21 protein-coding genes are annotated in these 16824 nt (G+C 61.3%); 2 read left to right on the top strand and 19 right to left on the bottom strand.

Going from position 1 to position 16824, the window contains the following annotated elements; all coding sequences use genetic code 11:
- Positions 1 to 25: 25 nt before the first annotated feature.
- The 19 genes from BM43_RS00670 to BM43_RS41560 form a co-directional block, all read right to left on the bottom strand.
- A complete protein-coding gene (locus BM43_RS00670) occupies positions 26 to 829 on the bottom strand; it encodes a DNA polymerase III subunit beta family protein (RefSeq protein WP_080742009.1) in 804 nt (267 codons plus the stop codon).
- On the bottom strand, positions 829 to 1854 hold the full coding sequence (locus tag BM43_RS00665) for an ATP-binding protein (RefSeq protein ID WP_036047757.1): 1026 nt from the start codon (positions 1852 to 1854) through the stop codon (positions 829 to 831). The genes BM43_RS00670 and BM43_RS00665 overlap by 1 nt, the downstream gene beginning before the upstream one ends.
- Positions 1855 to 1972: 118 nt before the next feature.
- Positions 1973 to 2224: a DUF3717 domain-containing protein gene (locus BM43_RS38060; RefSeq protein ID WP_080742022.1), complete on the bottom strand. Its 252-nt coding sequence runs from the start codon at positions 2222 to 2224 to the stop codon at positions 1973 to 1975.
- Positions 2225 to 2480: 256 nt separating this feature from the next.
- Positions 2481 to 2945, bottom strand: coding sequence for a hypothetical protein (locus BM43_RS38055; RefSeq protein ID WP_080742010.1), 465 nt, complete (start codon positions 2943 to 2945; stop codon positions 2481 to 2483).
- 15 nt (positions 2946 to 2960) lie between these two features.
- Positions 2961 to 4481, bottom strand: coding sequence for a hypothetical protein (locus tag BM43_RS00660; RefSeq protein WP_036047759.1), 1521 nt, complete (start codon positions 4479 to 4481; stop codon positions 2961 to 2963).
- 80 nt (positions 4482 to 4561) lie between these two features.
- Positions 4562 to 4960, bottom strand: a complete 399-nt coding sequence (locus BM43_RS38050; RefSeq protein WP_230676222.1) for a hypothetical protein — start codon at positions 4958 to 4960, stop codon at positions 4562 to 4564.
- Between the two features lie 217 nt (positions 4961 to 5177).
- Positions 5178 to 5651 carry a hypothetical protein gene (locus BM43_RS00655; protein WP_013700026.1) on the bottom strand — a complete coding sequence of 158 codons (474 nt, stop codon included), beginning with the start codon at positions 5649 to 5651 and terminating at the stop codon, positions 5178 to 5180.
- A gap of 9 nt (positions 5652 to 5660) precedes the next feature.
- A complete protein-coding gene (locus tag BM43_RS00650) occupies positions 5661 to 6053 on the bottom strand; it encodes a hypothetical protein (RefSeq protein ID WP_036047760.1) in 393 nt (130 codons plus the stop codon).
- A gap of 83 nt (positions 6054 to 6136) precedes the next feature.
- Positions 6137 to 6598, bottom strand: a complete 462-nt coding sequence (locus tag BM43_RS00645) for an outer membrane lipoprotein (RefSeq protein WP_036047762.1) — start codon at positions 6596 to 6598, stop codon at positions 6137 to 6139.
- Between the two features lie 273 nt (positions 6599 to 6871).
- The gene (locus BM43_RS00640) at positions 6872 to 7123 is read right to left on the bottom strand and encodes a hypothetical protein (protein ID WP_013700023.1); all 252 of its coding nucleotides are present in this window, start codon (positions 7121 to 7123) and stop codon (positions 6872 to 6874) included.
- 107 nt (positions 7124 to 7230) lie between these two features.
- Positions 7231 to 8043: a PRTRC system ThiF family protein gene (locus tag BM43_RS38045; protein ID WP_036047764.1), complete on the bottom strand. Its 813-nt coding sequence runs from the start codon at positions 8041 to 8043 to the stop codon at positions 7231 to 7233.
- On the bottom strand, positions 8043 to 8678 hold the full coding sequence (locus tag BM43_RS00635) for a PRTRC system protein A (protein ID WP_036047766.1): 636 nt from the start codon (positions 8676 to 8678) through the stop codon (positions 8043 to 8045). The genes BM43_RS38045 and BM43_RS00635 overlap by 1 nt, the downstream gene beginning before the upstream one ends.
- The gene (locus BM43_RS00630; protein ID WP_036047768.1) at positions 8675 to 9400 is read right to left on the bottom strand and encodes a PRTRC system protein B; all 726 of its coding nucleotides are present in this window, start codon (positions 9398 to 9400) and stop codon (positions 8675 to 8677) included. Before BM43_RS00630 ends, BM43_RS00635 begins: the two co-directional genes overlap by 4 nt.
- 17 nt (positions 9401 to 9417) lie before the next feature.
- Complete coding sequence (locus tag BM43_RS00625) at positions 9418 to 10557, bottom strand: PRTRC system protein F (protein WP_080742012.1); 1140 nt, start codon at positions 10555 to 10557, stop codon at positions 9418 to 9420.
- A 99-nt stretch (positions 10558 to 10656) separates the two neighbouring features.
- On the bottom strand, positions 10657 to 10875 hold the full coding sequence (locus BM43_RS00620; RefSeq protein ID WP_013700018.1) for a PRTRC system protein C: 219 nt from the start codon (positions 10873 to 10875) through the stop codon (positions 10657 to 10659).
- Between the two features lie 8 nt (positions 10876 to 10883).
- Entirely contained in the window at positions 10884 to 11336 is a 453-nt protein-coding gene (locus tag BM43_RS00615) for a PRTRC system protein E (RefSeq protein WP_013700017.1), read from the bottom strand.
- Between the two features lie 75 nt (positions 11337 to 11411).
- A complete protein-coding gene (locus BM43_RS00610; RefSeq protein ID WP_013700016.1) occupies positions 11412 to 13091 on the bottom strand; it encodes a PRTRC system ParB family protein in 1680 nt (559 codons plus the stop codon).
- Positions 13092 to 13362: 271 nt separating this feature from the next.
- Positions 13363 to 14292, bottom strand: a complete 930-nt coding sequence (locus BM43_RS00605; protein WP_370448948.1) for an N-6 DNA methylase — start codon at positions 14290 to 14292, stop codon at positions 13363 to 13365.
- Positions 14292 to 14429 (bottom strand): hypothetical protein, encoded by a 138-nt coding sequence (locus BM43_RS41560; RefSeq protein ID WP_006400880.1) that lies wholly within the window; start codon positions 14427 to 14429, stop codon positions 14292 to 14294. The genes BM43_RS00605 and BM43_RS41560 overlap by 1 nt, the downstream gene beginning before the upstream one ends.
- 48 nt (positions 14430 to 14477) lie before the next feature.
- On the opposite strand from BM43_RS41560, the gene istA reads away from it, so the two are divergent.
- Positions 14478 to 16028 (top strand): IS21-like element ISBmu3 family transposase, encoded by a 1551-nt coding sequence (gene istA / locus BM43_RS00600; RefSeq protein WP_036047773.1) that lies wholly within the window; start codon positions 14478 to 14480, stop codon positions 16026 to 16028.
- Positions 16029 to 16043: 15 nt separating this feature from the next.
- The gene (gene istB / locus BM43_RS00595; RefSeq protein WP_036047774.1) at positions 16044 to 16793 is read left to right on the top strand and encodes an IS21-like element ISBmu3 family helper ATPase IstB; all 750 of its coding nucleotides are present in this window, start codon (positions 16044 to 16046) and stop codon (positions 16791 to 16793) included.
- Positions 16794 to 16824 lie beyond the last annotated feature (31 nt).

Here is a 16824-nt window from a genome sequence, read left to right as displayed (position 1 = left end):
TGGTATCGATGAGAGGACCTTCCCGTCAGGGCTGCAAAGGTTGTACGTGCGACGGATCCGACCTCGCAGGCAGGCGAGCGGGATTAGCCTCGAGCTGCGCCAGGATGGCGTTGACATCCTCGTTCGAGAGAGCCGGCCAGGGTTGCGGCTCCGACTTCCGCGCCGCTTTCGGGTCGGACTTCAAAACACCGACGAACGTAGGAACGCATCCAAGGGTAACGACGGCGTCGCCCTCTCCGTTGTGATGAACGTAGGGCATCGCCCCCCTCGACCGGCCGAGCATCTTGCCGATCCTTTTCATCACCGCCAGGCGATCGGGGTCGTAATGGCCCACGACGCCGCTGGCCTTCGTTGCCACGATGCGACGATAGTCGGGAAAGGTCCCCGTGACCGGCTCGAAGCCGATACGCAGTTGACCGAACACCATCGTGTAGCGCAAGCCCTCGATCTCGATGGTCAAAACGTCGCTCGCGCCCTTGGCGGGCCTTACCTGCTTGACCACCTCGTTTGGCACCGTGAGGGTGATGATTGACTGTTCTAGCTCATTGGCCGCTGCCGCCCGAAAGGCCACCATCATGGAGCCGTCCGTTGCGACCAAGCGGGTCTCGTTCCGCGTCGCCTCAAGATGCACCCCGTTTAGGAAATGGCGAACGTCATTGATGGCGGCGCTGAGCTGTACGGCTTTCAACTGCGTGCCGGTCAGGAAGATTCGCTGCATAGTGATTCCCATGGTGCGAAAACACCAGCCATTGCGGACTGGAATATGGTCGTAAATGCGGTGCGGCGCTTCAGTTCTTCCGAAGGCGAATCTCGGCACCTTGAAGCGCATCACTCGCCGCGAATGATCTTGCCGATCTCCCCACCTTGCGCACGAATGAACGCGTGGTGGCTAGCCAGTTCCGGCGCTCGGGCAATGGCATCACGCACGAGCAGTGCCGTGAACTCGCGCTGGCCAGCGCCGACGAGGCGATCCGCATACCGCAGCACCCGCTCGAAGTTGCTGTCACATGCCTTGTGGGCAAGCGCTGCGGTGATCGCATACAGAATGCTCGCCTCGTCCGGAATGACACCGAGATCCGGATTCAGGAGAATCGCGTCAACCGAGGGCAGCGCCCGATAGATAGCGAGGAAGCTCTGCAGCTCACTGCCAGCCGCCTCGCCGACCGTGGCGCTGATCGCGTCGGGCAGCAAATCAGGCGGAACGGCGCTGATCGTCTTGGCGAGAAACCCCCATTTCCGGGGGCTCGCGGACGCGACGATATCGCGGCCGCTGCGGGCTTCCCAAAGCAGGTGTGGACGGAAGCGAATGAACGCGATCAGCTCGGGAGCAACGTTCTGACGAACGGCCCAGGCCGTCCAGTCGTCGACCGTGGCTTCGAGTTCGACAACCGCCGCAAAGCGCGAGATCAGCGGATCGAGGACACCGGTGACGCCGGCGTTGTCGCTGCGGCGATTCGTCGCCGCGATGAACGTGACGCACTCCGGCAGATGATGCTCACCAATACGACGCGCGAGCAGCAACTGCATCTTGGCGGCCTGCACCGCAGGCGAAGCTTGCCCGAGGTCGTCGAAGAACCACACCAACGGCTGCGTCGCCGACAGCGCGCGCTCCAGATCGCCGAAAGGAAGGAAGCGCGCGTGGCGGCCATCGTCCGACGGGAACGGCAGGCCCTTCGAGTCGGTCGGGTCCTCGACGACGGGGTGGCTGATAAGAAGAGCGTGCCCTGCAGCCGCCGTGGCAGCCTCGACGATATCGGACTTTCCGATACCGGGCCGACCGGTGATCAAGACGGGAAGGCGGCTCGGAATGTAGGCTGCAAGCAGCTGGGTAAGACGGGCGGGAGAAAGTTTCATGGCAGGCCTGAAAAGAAGGCCCCACACGATCGCGCCCGACAGGGGCGTGACCCTGTGGGGCGTTGGAAAATGCCGCGAAGCGGCGATTCGGCAGTTCTGAAGGCGCCAGGTGGCGGCTTTATGCGGATGCGCCGGCCAACGCTGCGGCCTGTTTCACCGTCAGCGACGATCGCGGGACGCTCGTGGCGCGGCTCGCGATCATGGCGCCATAAACATCGGCGAGAACCCGGGCTTCGGAGCAGAGAACGAGAAGCTCATCCGGCCCGGCAGGAGCCGCCGACCGATTTCGCCACACGTTGATCGCCGACTCGATCTCGACGATCGACACGGCACCGGACGGGAAGGGGTTAGGTATTGCAGTTTGATTCACGGATGACCTCAGAGACGTCGCCCCGTGAACAACGCCCGGCGGGACGTAATCCCATGGGGCTAGAAAGTGCCGCAATGCGGCGGGTTCGATGCGTCGATGACGCGGTGCGTATAGCCAGTGTAGAAGTCGCAACCGGGCGCGCCGGGCCGAAAGATCGAGAAAATTACACGGCTTTAAAACCGCGCCATTACAAAGGGGCGAAAAAAAACCGGCGCACAAGGCGCCGGTTGTTCCAAATCGACGGGATACCCAACTGCTATATCCCAGGCAGTTCACTTTGGCAGGGAAACGCCGAGGCCATCTTTACCCGACGCGCCGCTTCCTCGTCCCGTATCCGGCGGGCCCGCTCCTCCGCGACGCCGTTATGCTTCTCGACGACGTAGATAAAGTAGTTAGGTTTTGCCGGACCGCGCCAATTTTTCCATTCCGCCATGATTCGCGCGCGGATCGCGAGATCACAGGCAAAGTAGGACGCCCGCCCTGAACGCCAATGGCGCGCATCCAGATCACGCATAACTTGCTCAGTCTCACGAGACCGTGTCAGTCGGCGGACTTTCTCGGCGTCAACGTCGGTCTCCGGCGCCGGTGCGAGCTGATCCGCGAATAGCGGACAATCCCGCTCGAGCTTCCGAGCGGCACGCTTGTGTCGATTGAGGAATGCCAGCTCTTTACGGCGCGTCCAGGCATATTCTTCATATCGAATTTTTCGGTCGAATCGCACGTTTTCGCCCCCCGCTCAAGCCGCGAGCGGCGTGAGCTGCGACCGCGCATAGTCGAGCGTGCCATCTTTCGCCCGAAGCCGTCTGCTCTCCGTGGAACCGGGTTTGGCCAACGCGTAGTGCGTCGCCGCACCACGGCGAAAGCATCGGATCTCGGAATAGCCCTCAGCGATCGCCCGGTCGACGTGTTCGACGCCCGATACGACGACATTGTCGGATCTCCGATATCGGGCCTGGCCAGCCTGCTCCTTCGCGTCGTTAGCCGCCTTTTCGGCGACCCGGCGCGCGCGCGCGGCACCCTGTTTGGCCTCCCAGTCGGCTTGCTCCGCCTCGTCGTAGCCACAGAACACGAATATCGCCCGGCGCCGGCGCGCCGAATTCAATCCGCGCAGCGACAACCCACACTGCTCATGGACTACCTGCTTGCTCTGGTCATTCCAACCCACCGGGTGGTCCAGGTGTCTCAGCAACTCGCCAACATCTCGCGCCTCCACCGCGGCAGCGAATCGATTCGGATGCTCGAACGTTGTCCGGCCTCGATCCAGTTTGGCAATCTCGACCAGGAGGCCGTACCGACGCTGAGAAATTCGCCCTTGCTCCCGCTCGGCCTCGAGCCAGTCGAGGGTCTTCTTCAAAACCGCGTCCGCGATCAGTTCGCGCAAACGCTCGGCCACGGGAGAAGAGGCCGTACCGACATCCACTGGACGTTGATACTGTTCGGGAAGATCCGGCTTGGCCAAAATCCCAGCGGCGAAGAGCCGGTCGTCGACGTCATAGTAGGAAATGCCGGCCGGCGCCGACTGGAGCGCCGCGACGATCGCGGCGCCCAGCTCGGCGTCGATCGGCCGCTTCTCATGACGGAAGATAGCTACTGCCGACCGCATGACGTCGTACGGCAGCGTGTTGCGCAGGCCTGGCACATCGAGAAGAACGGGGAACCACTGCAGGTCGTACTGGAAGCGCTCTGCGTCACCACGGTAGCGGGCCAGCACTGATTTAGGAATCGGTTGATCCTGAAATAGAGCCTGAGCGACATGAAGCTCGTGCCGACCGTTGACACCTCCGGACAGCGGGAGTCGCGGGCCTTGCGAGGTGTAGCCGAAGAGGGTGAGCGCTACGCCCTCGCAGACAGCCGACAGTGAGAAATTGGAACCCGACGCGCGCGCGGCCTTCACTTCGGCCTCCAGCTGCTCCGGCGAAAGCATCCACGCCGGCTTGTTCGCCAACTCGAAAACGAACTGGAAGATTTCCCAGCGCTCGCGGGTGACCTGCCACGGCTGCAGCAGCTTCCCCTCCTTCGTGAACCAACGGTCACGAATCTCGGCAAAGAGAGACGTAAAGATCGCGTGGGCAGTACCTGGCTGGCGAACGGTCAAGATCCCGTTGTAGCGCAGGATCGGCAGCGAAGTCACCCACCGCGTCAACGAGATATCCGCCGTGTCGAAAACGGCCAGCGATACGTCGTGGAAAAACACGTGGAAGACGTGTGCGAGGGTGTCAACCTTGATTGCGTTGTCAGGAGTTTGGATCGTGTACATCAGTGGTTGTCCTTGCAGAAAGAGGGCAACCACCCCATCCGGGCAGTTGCCCCGGATTGGGAGAAAGAAAAGGTGCAGAGTTAGGCGATATCGAGCAAGCTCGATACAAACGCGGCGACGGCCCAGCCATGGGAACGTGTCAGCGTTTTAATGCGAATGAGCGGTTGAATTCGCCAGTGATCAGTAAGGCCCTCCACCTGCAACCAAACACTGTCGACGCGCACGATCCACCCTTCCGACGCTCCACGCTCGATCGATACCGAAATCCTCAGTCGGTCTTCGCCGGCAGTTGGCCACCTGGCCCATGGCCGAACGCCAGAAACGGCTTCGCTACCAAAAGTGCTACGGTTTGCAACGGTCACCCATTCCGGCTCAAGGTTGGCGACGCGGAGCGCCTGCTCGATAGACCGAGCGGCCTCTTCGACCGTCTTATCCGCGAGCTCGCGGAGAATTTGTGGCCGTTCCTGCACATCAGACACGAAAACCCCCACAAAGAAAAAGGGCCACACCGGATGGTGTAGCCCTTGAGAGGAAAGTAGCCACCCGGATGGGTGGCTGCCAGTTCGATTTAACGCGTGTGGTGACGCAGAGAACGACGTTGGTCGCGCTCCGCCTTGCGACCGCGCTCGCATGCGACGATGCCGTAGCCGCAAAACACCAGCGTCAAAAGCAGTGCAACAGGACCGAAATACATAGTCATTCTCCGTTCATGGAATCCATGCCGACGATGTAGGTTATCACACCGATCACGACCAGCGCCGCGACGTTCATCGCCGTCCAGATCGAGAAGTCAGAAATGGCATGCACATAGCCGACTGCGCCGACGATCGACGAGACCGTCAACGTATGGCAAAACCGCCCGAACTGCTGGCGCTGATCTTTCGACCAGGACGCGCGAACGAGACGGGCGCCCAACCTGGACCGGGGCTTCGAGGCGGGCTCGGCTACCGAGACAACGTCGAAGGTATCTCCCTTCGACTGTATCAGTGTCGCAACAAACCCATCCCCGGTTGCGGTGGCCAGCGGAGGCGCCTCAAATGCGTTGACCGAAACCAACGCATCTCGCATTGCGACGGAGACGCGAACAATCTCGTCTTCGGCATCGAAGGATCCGCGATCGATGATCGTCAGGCCCGAAGGGTATTCGACTCGAACATCAACGATTTCCATCGCGCGCTCCTATCGCCTGTCGATATCGAGGCCATCCACGAGACGCAGCCCGCCAAGCAAAGCCTGGTACCCGTCGTCCGTGTCGAGTTGGGCCAGCGGCACCACGTTGTCACCTCCCCCGGACAGGTCGCGATGCCCCCGTCTAGTACGGAACGACACTGCTACACGCTGACGCGACGACGAATCCGCAACCTCGAGCATCATCCGGCTAGTGCGCAGCGTCACACGGCAACCGCGGCCAGGTTTCGCGGGCTCCACCACAACCTCATGCTCGCCCGCGCGCAACCGAAGATCGCGGGCGACACGGCGGAGCATCCGCGTCGCGTGGTGAGTCACAGCAGCATCGGACGCGACACCACCTGCCCGCCTGTCCGCATACAGAACTTTCGGTACTTTGAACATCTTGCCCTCGAAAAAAAAGCGAGGCCCCGGAATGGGACCTCGCAATTCAGGAAGAAGCCGGCATCTGCCGGTAAATGAACGGCTCAGCGCGTGATGCGCATGCCGGAAGAACTGCTGACGAGCATCACGCGATCGCCCGGGGCGAAGCGCTGCTCATCGGACTGAACGACAACCAAGGTTCGGCCGGAGACCGTGTGTACGACTACCTCGAGGCCAGCGTGGCGCGCGAGGGATTCCGACAGACGTTGAGAGACGTAGGCCGCGCCGGCGCCGGCCAGCGCGCCGGCGATGTACCGGCCATTGCCGCCGCCGATCGTGCGGGAGCCGAGAAACGCGCTGACACCCGCGCTCAGGAACGATGCCAGACCGGAACGGTCGGAATCGCTGCTGATTGTGATGCCGCGCACACTGACGACCGTAGCTGCCTCGATTTCACCCGAGCGCTGAACGTCGTAGCGCTGGTAGACGTCGGGAGATCCGAAGTCATACGAAGCACACGCGGTAAGGGACGCGAGAAACAGGGCAGAGATGAGAAGCTTGACCATGACGATTGCCTCAAAAAAAATGAGGGCAATCGCCTGTCAGGGAGATTGCCCTGACAGGGGAGCCGACGTGTCGTCGGTGAGAGAAATGCGCACGGGCGGAACCGGTGCGGCGGGGTCGATGCGCAGAAGCGCGAGAGTCAAGACCAGTGTAGGACCGCCCGCCGGCACCGCACGCCCGAATCGTCGAGAAAATCGCCCCGCTTTCCTCTGGACGAAAAAAAAGCGCCCGCCCGAATGCTCGGGAGGCGCTTGTGTCAGAAAAATGCACGCGGTCTAGATGTATCCAGCAGCGCGGCTGAAATCAAGATTGGCGGGTCCCTCGTAGATGATTTCCACGTCGACTGCGAGGCATTGACCGCCGGCAAAATCGAACCGACCACCTGCCTTAATCGCCGCAATTCTATCGGCCGTCTTGCCGTAGACGACGAAGCCCCACCGCTCTCCTTCGGCCATACCGAACCGGGGAAACTGTACCGCACGCTTAAAGCGAATCACCGCGTGCGGCAAATCAATGTCTCGAACCATCCCATCTCCTGGACGTCCCATTTGAAAGTCCTCAGATCGGCGCAGGCACCCGCCGGGTGCCTGCCCGTCATGTAAAGAAAAGCCGCCTCTTGTCGACGCGGCGCAAGCTATGCTGTCACCGCTTTCTTACGCTTTCGCGCTTGCGGCCGCGGAGGCGGAGCGTCATAACCGAACCGGGCCCACGCAACAGGATCGACCGGCACAGGATTCGTTCTGCCCGTCGCGAGGTTCACGAAAACTGCCGAATAAGACACCGAACCGGTGCGAAACAACGTCCAGAGCAGATTGAACGCCTGCACCGAAATCGCCTGATTGATGACCAACGACTGCTTGCGCAGCGCATCGGCCATCGAGCACGATGGCATATCGTCTCCCTTGTCGTTTCGAGCGTTCAGCAGATCTGGAAACAGATCGCCCACGTGCGGCAACCTGTCATGTCGCGCCTTTCCGAGCTCACCGAGAATCACCTGGCCGCGATCCGTCTCATTGCCGCAGTCGAGGTAATACCTGACACGGCCGCGCTTCGCCGCTTGCACGATCGCATGCCGAGCTCGACGCGTGTCGACGCAACCAACGACGAGGTCCGCGACGAGCCGCACACCTGAGTCGACCCGGCGCGGCTCCGCATTCCAACGCGTGCCCATCAGATTGTTCAGCCGGTGCACCATGAGGAGGGCCTTGTGCTGACCGACATCGGACGGATAAAAGCCCTGCCGACCGACGTTCGTCTCACTCACGGTGTCATCGTCGAAAACCGTGCATTCGATTCCACCGGGGTGTCCGAGCTCAATCATCGCGTGATGCAGCCGTGCGAGGCTAGGAAGAAACGCGCTCCCCGTGCCGCCAGCGCCGACAACCACTACTTTCCACGGCGCTTTCACCATATCAGGCGGAATGCGATGCTGAATGGGATCACTCATCACGCTACCTCCCTTGCCAAAGCGGCGGCCCAAGGTTCAGGAACGTCCGCCAGGTTCTCGAATATCCTCTTCACGCAGAGGCGAAGCGCGCGCGACGGCACCCTGTCGCAGTGCCCCAGCACGAATGCAAACTTCACGTCGTACCGGTCGTCCTTATCGTCCGTGTGTGAGAAAAAAGCCTTCCCCCGCCCATGGGAATGGCAGTCAACTACCAGCCACTCACCATCGGACAAACTTGGGCGGTCGTAATCGAGGTGCGAGGGCCCATGCGACAAAGATTCCAGAGGAATCAGCCGCCACTCACGAGAGGCTTCCTTCCAAACGATCCAGGCACCGGTCTCGTTCGGAAGCGCTGCACGCGTCATCGCATGAAATTCCGCGATGAGCGCCGGCGGCACAGGGCCACAACGCAGCTCCGTGACTTCATCGACAGCGCCGTACGGGATCGGCGTCTTCTCGTGGTACATCGCGATACGGCGCACCACCCGGACCCACGGTCGAAGCACTTCCAGAAACACGCCGTTCGCGGCGATGAGAAGGCGCTCTCCGGGACGTTCCATCGGATGCACCGGCTCACGCCTGGGCACCATCACGGTTGGAAAAGACATATGCAGCACTGTATCGATCGGGTTCATTCACCGCCTCCGTTTGAACCACACACGAGCTTCCGGACTTTGTACGACGTCGGCACCAGCGCGTTCAGCGGAAACCTGTCGCCGAACTTACCGTCGAGCATGTCTTGCCAGAACGCGAAGACACCGCGCTTGTACTTCACACGCGCGGAGCCGTGGTTCGGGTGAGTGAAGGCTGAATCGAAAAATGCCGACTCCCACCCCTCGATCGCCTTCACCTCGATGCGGGATGGGACCTTCGCAGTGCCGATACAGATCTGGCCGTCGTTCCAGGTGTTGAAGTACGGCGGCTCGAACAGTGGCGTGTCGGCAGATGGTCGGTCGCAGGTTTTCGTTGAGAACACACGAAAACCGGTCGCCGCTGCTTGAAACACGAGGCCTGGATGGGGCACCACCGCCGACCGGACACCTAACTCACTGCAATCGAAAAACACCCGGCGCATCGCCGGCGGGCTCCACCATGTGACCCCGGTACTCGACACTCCGAGAACGTTCGGGGGCAGGAACTCCGATTTCGGCGCCGCGTTCCGGTCCAGTTGGACGAGCGCGCGAATCAATGCGTTGCGATCCACTGGCCGCCCGGCACCGATCACCGGCCGGCCAGAGCGATCGTGGACGATCTCATGGACGGTGGCGAACTGATTACCGGATCTGCCAGCATAAAAAAGAATGGCAGATTCGAGCTCAACGGCGCGCGATAGCTCTGCTGTTGCAAGTTCAGTCATAGGGATCCTCGGGTGATTTAGAAGGTGTTCAACGCGCCGAGCAAACGATCGACATGGTTGAGCATCCGAAAGCCGAGCGCGAGATCGCGGTACTGCTGCGCGATTGCGGCACTGGAAGTAGAAAACGGGATGAAACAGTTAAAGTAAGTCTCTTCGCCGCCTTGGTGGGCATAATTGAAGTGATCGTCGAGAAGCTCGGAAATGAGGGAGTTCTCGTCGATGACCACCGTTGCCAGCGAGTAAATCGGTTGACCATCTATCCCATCGCCGAGCAAGAACCGTTTTCCCGCAGTACGCAGAAGACGCGACAGGGTGGAGAGTTCCTCACAGACCTTCGCCATCTCGCCGCCCGCCAGCGCTTGCAACTCCGCCAACTCGCGCTCCAACAGTTGAATCGACTTGGACCGGCGGCCCTTCACCTTCGGTGGTCGCCGAACTTCGTCTGGGTAGATTTGCGGGCGCACGACGCTGGGAAGGCGCCGTTGGATCGATTCTTGGTCGTCCTCGTACATTTCCCGGAGCCACTCGAGAGCCTCCTCGTCAGTGGCTGATTCGTTGTGCTCCCAGTGATAGCGAGAAAACTGGTAGAGGAACCATCCCGGTGTTCGAATCAGCCCCGTCCGACACGAGACTTGATCGAGGATCGATATCACCGAAGAGAGCAACAAGGGGTGAACCTGCTGGGCCGCCGGCGCGAACCTGGCGAGCGTATATAGCCCTTCGTCCGCCATTTCCAACGCGAGATACAGCGGTGAAGCCAAACTCGATTCGTCGTCATAGCAGCGGCATTCGACCATCTCCACTACCGCCTCCCGCTCCAGCAGCACGGGCGTATAGGACACGTTCTGGGTCTCTGTGCCTATGCGTCCCAGCCAGGCCTTGAAGGCTTGCTTGAACGCATCCAGCGCGCCCGACGGGGACTCGACATCGGCCGGCCGGAGCGGACCATTGATGAAGTGCATCTTCACCGTCTCTGCCAGATCCCGCTCCGTCCGCCATCGGTACAGCCCCGCCACGGGAACGCGTTCCGAAAGCGTCGGCAAGGTCAGAAAACCATCGGCAGATCCACTTCCGGGAGCTGAATGGCGCGCCGATTCCCAATGTGGGCCGGCGACGTCAGCGAGGACTGAATCAAGTCCCGAAGAGCCGTACAGCATTTGGACACCTCGTCATCATGAAAAAAAACCGCCCATCCGGGCGGTTCCTGTTGTGTAAAGCCGTTGTCCGGATCGGACAACGCCTCGAGCAAGGCGTCCTTACGCATGGGCGCCCTTGGCGCCCGCCGCGCGGACGAACTTATAGGTCATCACCTCACCCTTTAGCTCCGGGCCGTCGACCGCGGCGGTCGTTAGTTCGGGGTACTGGGCGGTGTAAAGATCGCGAACCTGCTCCGGCGAGAATGCCGGGCCGGGGTCTAACAGGGCCATGCCGTTGTAGATGAACTCGCGAACGATTGCTGCGATGCTGATCGTCATAGATTCCCTCACAGGATCAACGATGACAGATCGGTGCCAGCCGACTTTTCACCAGCTGCTGGCGCCTCCGTTCGCGCGGCGGAGGTCGTTCCCGCCTCCGCCTCGCCCGTATCGTCGTCCGCGTCGCCATCCATGCTCGCCATTGCAGCGGCGGGCTGCGACGCGCCCGACAGGACCTTCTGCGCTTTGGTCGCCTGCTTGTGCTGCTGAGCTTCGAGAATCGCATTGGTCACGGCCACCTGCTCACCAAGCGACTGGTGCGCCACCGTAAAGCCGGCAATCGCGTTCGCAAAGCCGTCGTCGAGCTCCGCAGCCGTAGCCCTCAGGATTAAGGGCTGCCGCAGCATCGAGTCCTTCCCCCCGGCCGGTGTCAGAAACACGGTAATGACGTCGCCGTCAATTGCTAGCGTCAATACGAGTTTCTCCGCTGACCGAAGCAGCGGTTCGAGTGCTTGAAACATTTTGATTCTCCAGAAAGAAGCGCCGCACTAGGCGGCGCAAGCAGTCAATGCGGAACGGCAGTGGCCATCCGCTACTTAATATTTCAGGACCTTCAGGAGCTTGCCGTCGTACACAAAACCTTCAACAGCGAGCAGCGCAGTGATGACGTCGGCCTTCGACTTCGAAAAAACCTTCTTGAAGTTGTCGCCCATTGCCACTCGCAGGCCGAGCTCGTCTGCAATCACCATCATCTCGGCCTTGGTGACCAGTTCCAGAAACTCTTTGTTGAGCTTCCAATGCTGGGTCAGGTCGAGATCGTGGTGCTTGCAAAGCTGTCGGAGATACGAGACGTCGAGGCCTTCGACCGCGGCGACGAACATGCCGGTGATCATCGTGGCTTGCTGCTCGGGATTCGCCGAGGCGCTTAGCGATAGCGCCTTCCCGAAGTCGGAAGCAGGCGCTTTCTTATCGGTCACCTTCTCAAAGACAGCACGGAAGGCTTCATCCTTTATCTGCCGGGCGTACCCTGCGAGAACAATCGCGATCAGGTATTGGCGCGCGAGCTCGCCGCTCTTGCCGACGTCGCGCCGCAATGCTTTGCGCCAGAGTGCCTCACGATACTGCTTTACCCGATCCGATTCAGCGACCACGGTGACGGCGGCCGGCGCAGCGGCACCGGCCGCCGACGCGTTCTTACCCCCGGTTTTAGCCGCGACGGCTGAAACCTTGCCGTCGGCGGTAGCCGCTTTCGTCGCGGCTTTGTCAGCCTTGATCCGGTCCGCGACCTTACGCATATTGCAGACGGTGTCGAAGCATTGTCCCCGAAAGGTCTTGCCGGCCGAATCGGGCAGCCCGCTAACGGCAACACCGAAGTTTTGGCAGCCGTGGCAAGCCTTCGCCTGCGCCTCGCCTACTCCGTTCGGCCCGTCAACTGTGAGCTGGACCCGCGTGTGGTTGTCACCGGCGCGCACGATACGCACGGTCGGAAATTCGTCCCGCAAGCTTCCGGCTATCGCCTCGAGCTGCTTGTCGGTCTTTCCGTTGTAGCACTGGCGATTCGTGCAGTTGCCCGTTGCGATGGATTCGCCGAACATCTCCGACTGCATTGCAGAGTTGTGCTGGCACGCCGCGCAATCGGCCTTGTCGAAGATCGCCGCCGACAAAGAGCATGCTGCGCTCTCGACCAGCTTTCGAACCTCCGCGATCGACTTCTTCTCGGCGACGATCACCGGAAGTACCCGGTCTTGATTGTCCTTGGATAGCGCAGCGAGCAGCTCCGCATGACCGAGGAGGATTTGGCGTGTGTTGAGTGCGATAAGGACGTCCTTACTGCAATTCAGCAGCGCAAGGCGGCTGTCGAGCGTCGGACGGCTCCAACCGATCCGCCGCGCCGCTTCGTCGCGGTCACCTTGACACCGGCCAAGGAGGCGTGCCGCCTCCACAGCCTCGTCACCGGGGGACATGTCGTCGCGCTGAATGTTTTCGGTGAAGGCGATTTCTTCCGCCTCCACCTCGTCGACGTCCTTGACGTTCACCGGCATGTCGTAGTCTTCACCACGGGTTTCGAGCGCTGCTTTAAAGCGGCGGCCGCCGGCGATCAGTTCATAGAAACCGTCGTCTATCGGTCGCACAATGACCGGTGTATCGACACCGCGGGCCGTGATCGACGCCTTCATTTCGGCCATTTTGGCGTCGTCGAAGTACGTGCGAGGATTCCGGCCCAGCTTGATACGGCCGAGCTTGACGGTCGGCTGCTGAAGGATAGCTTCTTGCATGTCAGGTTCTCCAGAGAGGGAACCTGCCCCGATCGGGGATGGTTCCCGATGGGGTTGAAGTGATTGCCGGCGACGCCGGCGGAGTCGATGCGTCGGTGACGCGGTAGATTCGAAAAAGATACCGCTTGCAATTCGGCCCCCTTCCCCAGAAAGCCTGAAAGATCCATCTAGCTTTCACTGAATCTGCATTGCAGTGCCCGCGCCGGGACGAATAAAAAAGGCCCGACCAAACGATCGGGCCTCGGTGCAAGGAATCACGCGCTAGCGTTCTCTAGAACAAAGCCAGCTGATCGACAGTCTCGAAGATGCTGACCCTCGACTGCTCGACTGCCGCGTCAAAGAGGTCGCATAAGGCCGCCTCCCGAGCCACGGCGGCAACCGTAGACTCGTCAGCCGGCTCCTCGTTGGCCCTGCCATCGCACTCTGCTTCGCCAACCGGCTCCAGCTCTGGGGCAGGGTGTTGATCGCAAGGGCTTCGGGCAACCGATAACAATTCGCGCATGGCGTCCACTTGCCTGCGCAGTCGGAGCTTCGACCGCCATCCCCCAATAATGTGGGCTGGGGTGTACCAGATTCCCCAAATCTCCCCGGTGAGCGCGTTCCCATGCACAATCATCGCCGGGATATGCATCAGCGACAGTTGCAGGTAGGTCATATGCACGCAACGTGCGTCGATATCGATGCACGTTGCATGCATGGTCTGTTGGTAGTTCTGCCCAACCGAGAGCAACGCGTCTGCCGTCGCGATGACCATTCCACCTGCCCCACATGCGGGCTCTTGCATGCGCATGAAGCCGTCCCGCTCTATGGCCGCGCTTCCATCACCGATCAAGAGTCCCGCCATCAGCCTCGAAACCGTGTAAGGGGTGAAGAACTGCCCAGCCCCGTCGTTTCCGATGCCCATCATCATGTACGTCTCACCCAGCACATCCGTGAGATTGCCAGGCTGCGGCAATGTGCCAGGCGGCAAATTGTCATCTACGCCTAGCCGATGCTCGAACGAGAGTGTCAGCTCCGCGAACATCCGAGCAAATAGTTGAAGTTCGTCCGGGCTGTACTTTCCGGCGATCTCCAGATAACGCTTCTCGCGAGAATCGAATTGCTGCGTATTTCGGCGAACGTGATCAGCGATTTCGGTTGAACGTGATCGGTGGTTCCGATTGATGGTGATCGGCCGTTTCGGTCGAAGGTGATCGCTGATCACCGGTTTCCGAAACGAGCGATCATCTTGCCGAAACGGGTGATCACGTTCCCGGAATGAGTGATCAGCGAACCGAAACAGCTGATCACGCGACCGAAACGGGATAGCCGTTCCGGCTCGGCGGTGGTGTTGCGCATTTGATCAACGACGGGCGTTAGCCTTGATCCTTTTTAGGGGACAGGTTGATGCCGGCACATCGGATGAGCATGCGCAAACTGAAGGAAGTACTGCGGCTGAAGTGGGCGTGCGGCCTGTCGCACCGCCAGATCAGCCGAGCGATCGGCATCAGCGTCGGCGCCATCTCGGCATACGCCGCGCGCGCGAGCGCGGCGGGCCTCGACTGGGCTACCGTCGAACCGCTCGCCGACGACGAGCTCGAGATCAGGTTGGACCTGCCGGAGGAAACCGCGGTCCCGACCCGCCGGGTCGAACCGGATTACGCGGCGATGCACCGCGACCTGCGCCGCAAGGGCGTGACGCTGCAACTGCTCTGGGAGGAGTACGTCGAGGCTCACCCAGGCCAACGCACCTATCGCTATACGCAGTTCTGCCAGCGGTACAAGGACTGGGCTGCGGCGCTGAAGCGCTCGATGCGCCAGCAACACCGCGCTGGCGAGAAGCTGTTCGCCGACTTCGCCGGGCAAACCGTGCCGATCCTCGGCCGCGACGGCGGCGTCGCGTTCAAGGCCCACGTGTTCGTGGCCGTTCTCGGCGCCTCGAACTACACCTATGCATGTGCGACGCGTTCCGAGACCATGCCCGACTGGATCGGCAGCCTGATCGACGCGTTGGAATTCTACGGCGGCGTTCCCGAGTTGCTGGTGCCCGACAACCCCAAGGCATTGATCGCCAAGGCGGATCGCTACGAACCGGTGCTGGGCAACACCACGCAGGACTTCGTGAACCACTACGCGACCGCCATGTTGCCGGCGCGACCGCGCAAGCCGCAGGACAAAGCAAAGGTCGAGGTCGGCGTGCAGATCGTCGAGCGCTGGATCCTCGCACGCCTGCGCAACCACCGCTTCTACAGCCTGGCCGAGCTGAACAAGGCGATCGGCAAGCTGATTGCCGACCTGAACCGGCGTCCGTTCAAAAAGCTCGACGGCAACCGCCATGAATGGTTCGAGCGGCTTGACCGACCAGCGCTACGCCCGCTGCCGGCCCGCCGCTACGAGATCGCGACCTTCGTGAAGTGCCGCGTCAACATCGACTACCACGTCGAAGTCGACCATCACTATTACAGCGTTCCGCACAGCCTCGTACGCCAAGAAGTCTACGCCCGCGTGACGCGCCACGGCGTCCAGATCCTGCATCGCGGCAAGCGCGTCGCCGCCCACGCTCGCAGCCGAATCCGGAACAAGCATACGACGTTGCCCGAGCACATGCCGGCGGCGCACCGCGCCCACATGGAATGGACGCCCGGGAGATTGCTGAACTGGGGTGCCTCTGTCGGTCCCGGTGCCGAGGCGATCGTCAAACACCTGCTGACCAACCGGCCGCACCCCGAGATGGGGTACCGCGCGTGCCTCGGACTGCTGTCGCTCTCGCGCAAGTACGGCAAGGAACGGCTGGAAGCCGCCTGCCAGCGGGCGCTCGTGATCGGCTCACCGACCCGCCGCTCCGTGCTGTCGATCCTCGAATCCGGTCTGGACCGACAGCCGATGCTCCCGATTCCGCCTACCGAATGGCATTCGCCCGATCACGAGAACGTGCGCGGGCCCGAGTATTACCACTGACCCAAGGAGGTCACGATGTTGATGCAGCAAACCTTAACCCAGCTCAAGTCCCTGAAGCTCGACGGCATGGCTCGCGCGTTCGAGGAACAAGCAGCGTTGACCGCCAGCACCAGCCTATCGTTCGAAGAGCGCTTCGGCATGGTCGTCGAACGCGAGCTCGCCTGGCGCGATACTCGGCGGCTCGAACGGCTGCTGAAGTCTGCGAAACTCAAGAATCCCCAGGCCTGCATCGAGGACATCGAATACCGGCAGAGCCGCGGCATCGACAAGAGCGTCGTCGCCGCACTTGCTGGTTGCGACTGGATCCGTAATGCACAAAACCTCATCCTGACGGGGCCGACCGGAGCAGGCAAGACGTGGATTGCGTGCGCGTTCGGTCAGCAGGCCTGCCGACAAGGCTTCTCCGTGATGTACGTCCGCGTTGCCCGGCTGTTCGAGGAATTGAAGATCGCCCACGGCGACGGCAGCTTCACGCGGCGGCTCGCGCAGCTCGCCAAGATGGACGTCCTGCTGCTCGACGACTGGGGGCTGCAGGATCTCGATCAGGCTGCCCGAAACGATCTGCTCGAAGTGCTCGACGATCGCGTTGGCACGCGCTCCACGATCATTACCAGCCAACTGCCATTGGAACACTGGCACGCTTGGCTGCAGGACCCGACGCTCGCCGACGCGATCCTCGACCGGCTCGTCCATCAGGCCCACAAGCTGCCGTTGAAGGGCGAGTCGATGCGAAAGACCAACGCCAAGCAGTCCTCCGCATCCTGATCGTGATCACCTTCGCTATAATCCATTGACC

Source organism: Burkholderia gladioli, assembly GCF_000959725.1.
GTDB lineage: Bacteria > Pseudomonadota > Gammaproteobacteria > Burkholderiales > Burkholderiaceae > Burkholderia > Burkholderia gladioli.
The sequence above is the reverse complement of the archived record's forward strand: the minus strand, read 5'-3'. Positions and strand labels throughout refer to the sequence as shown.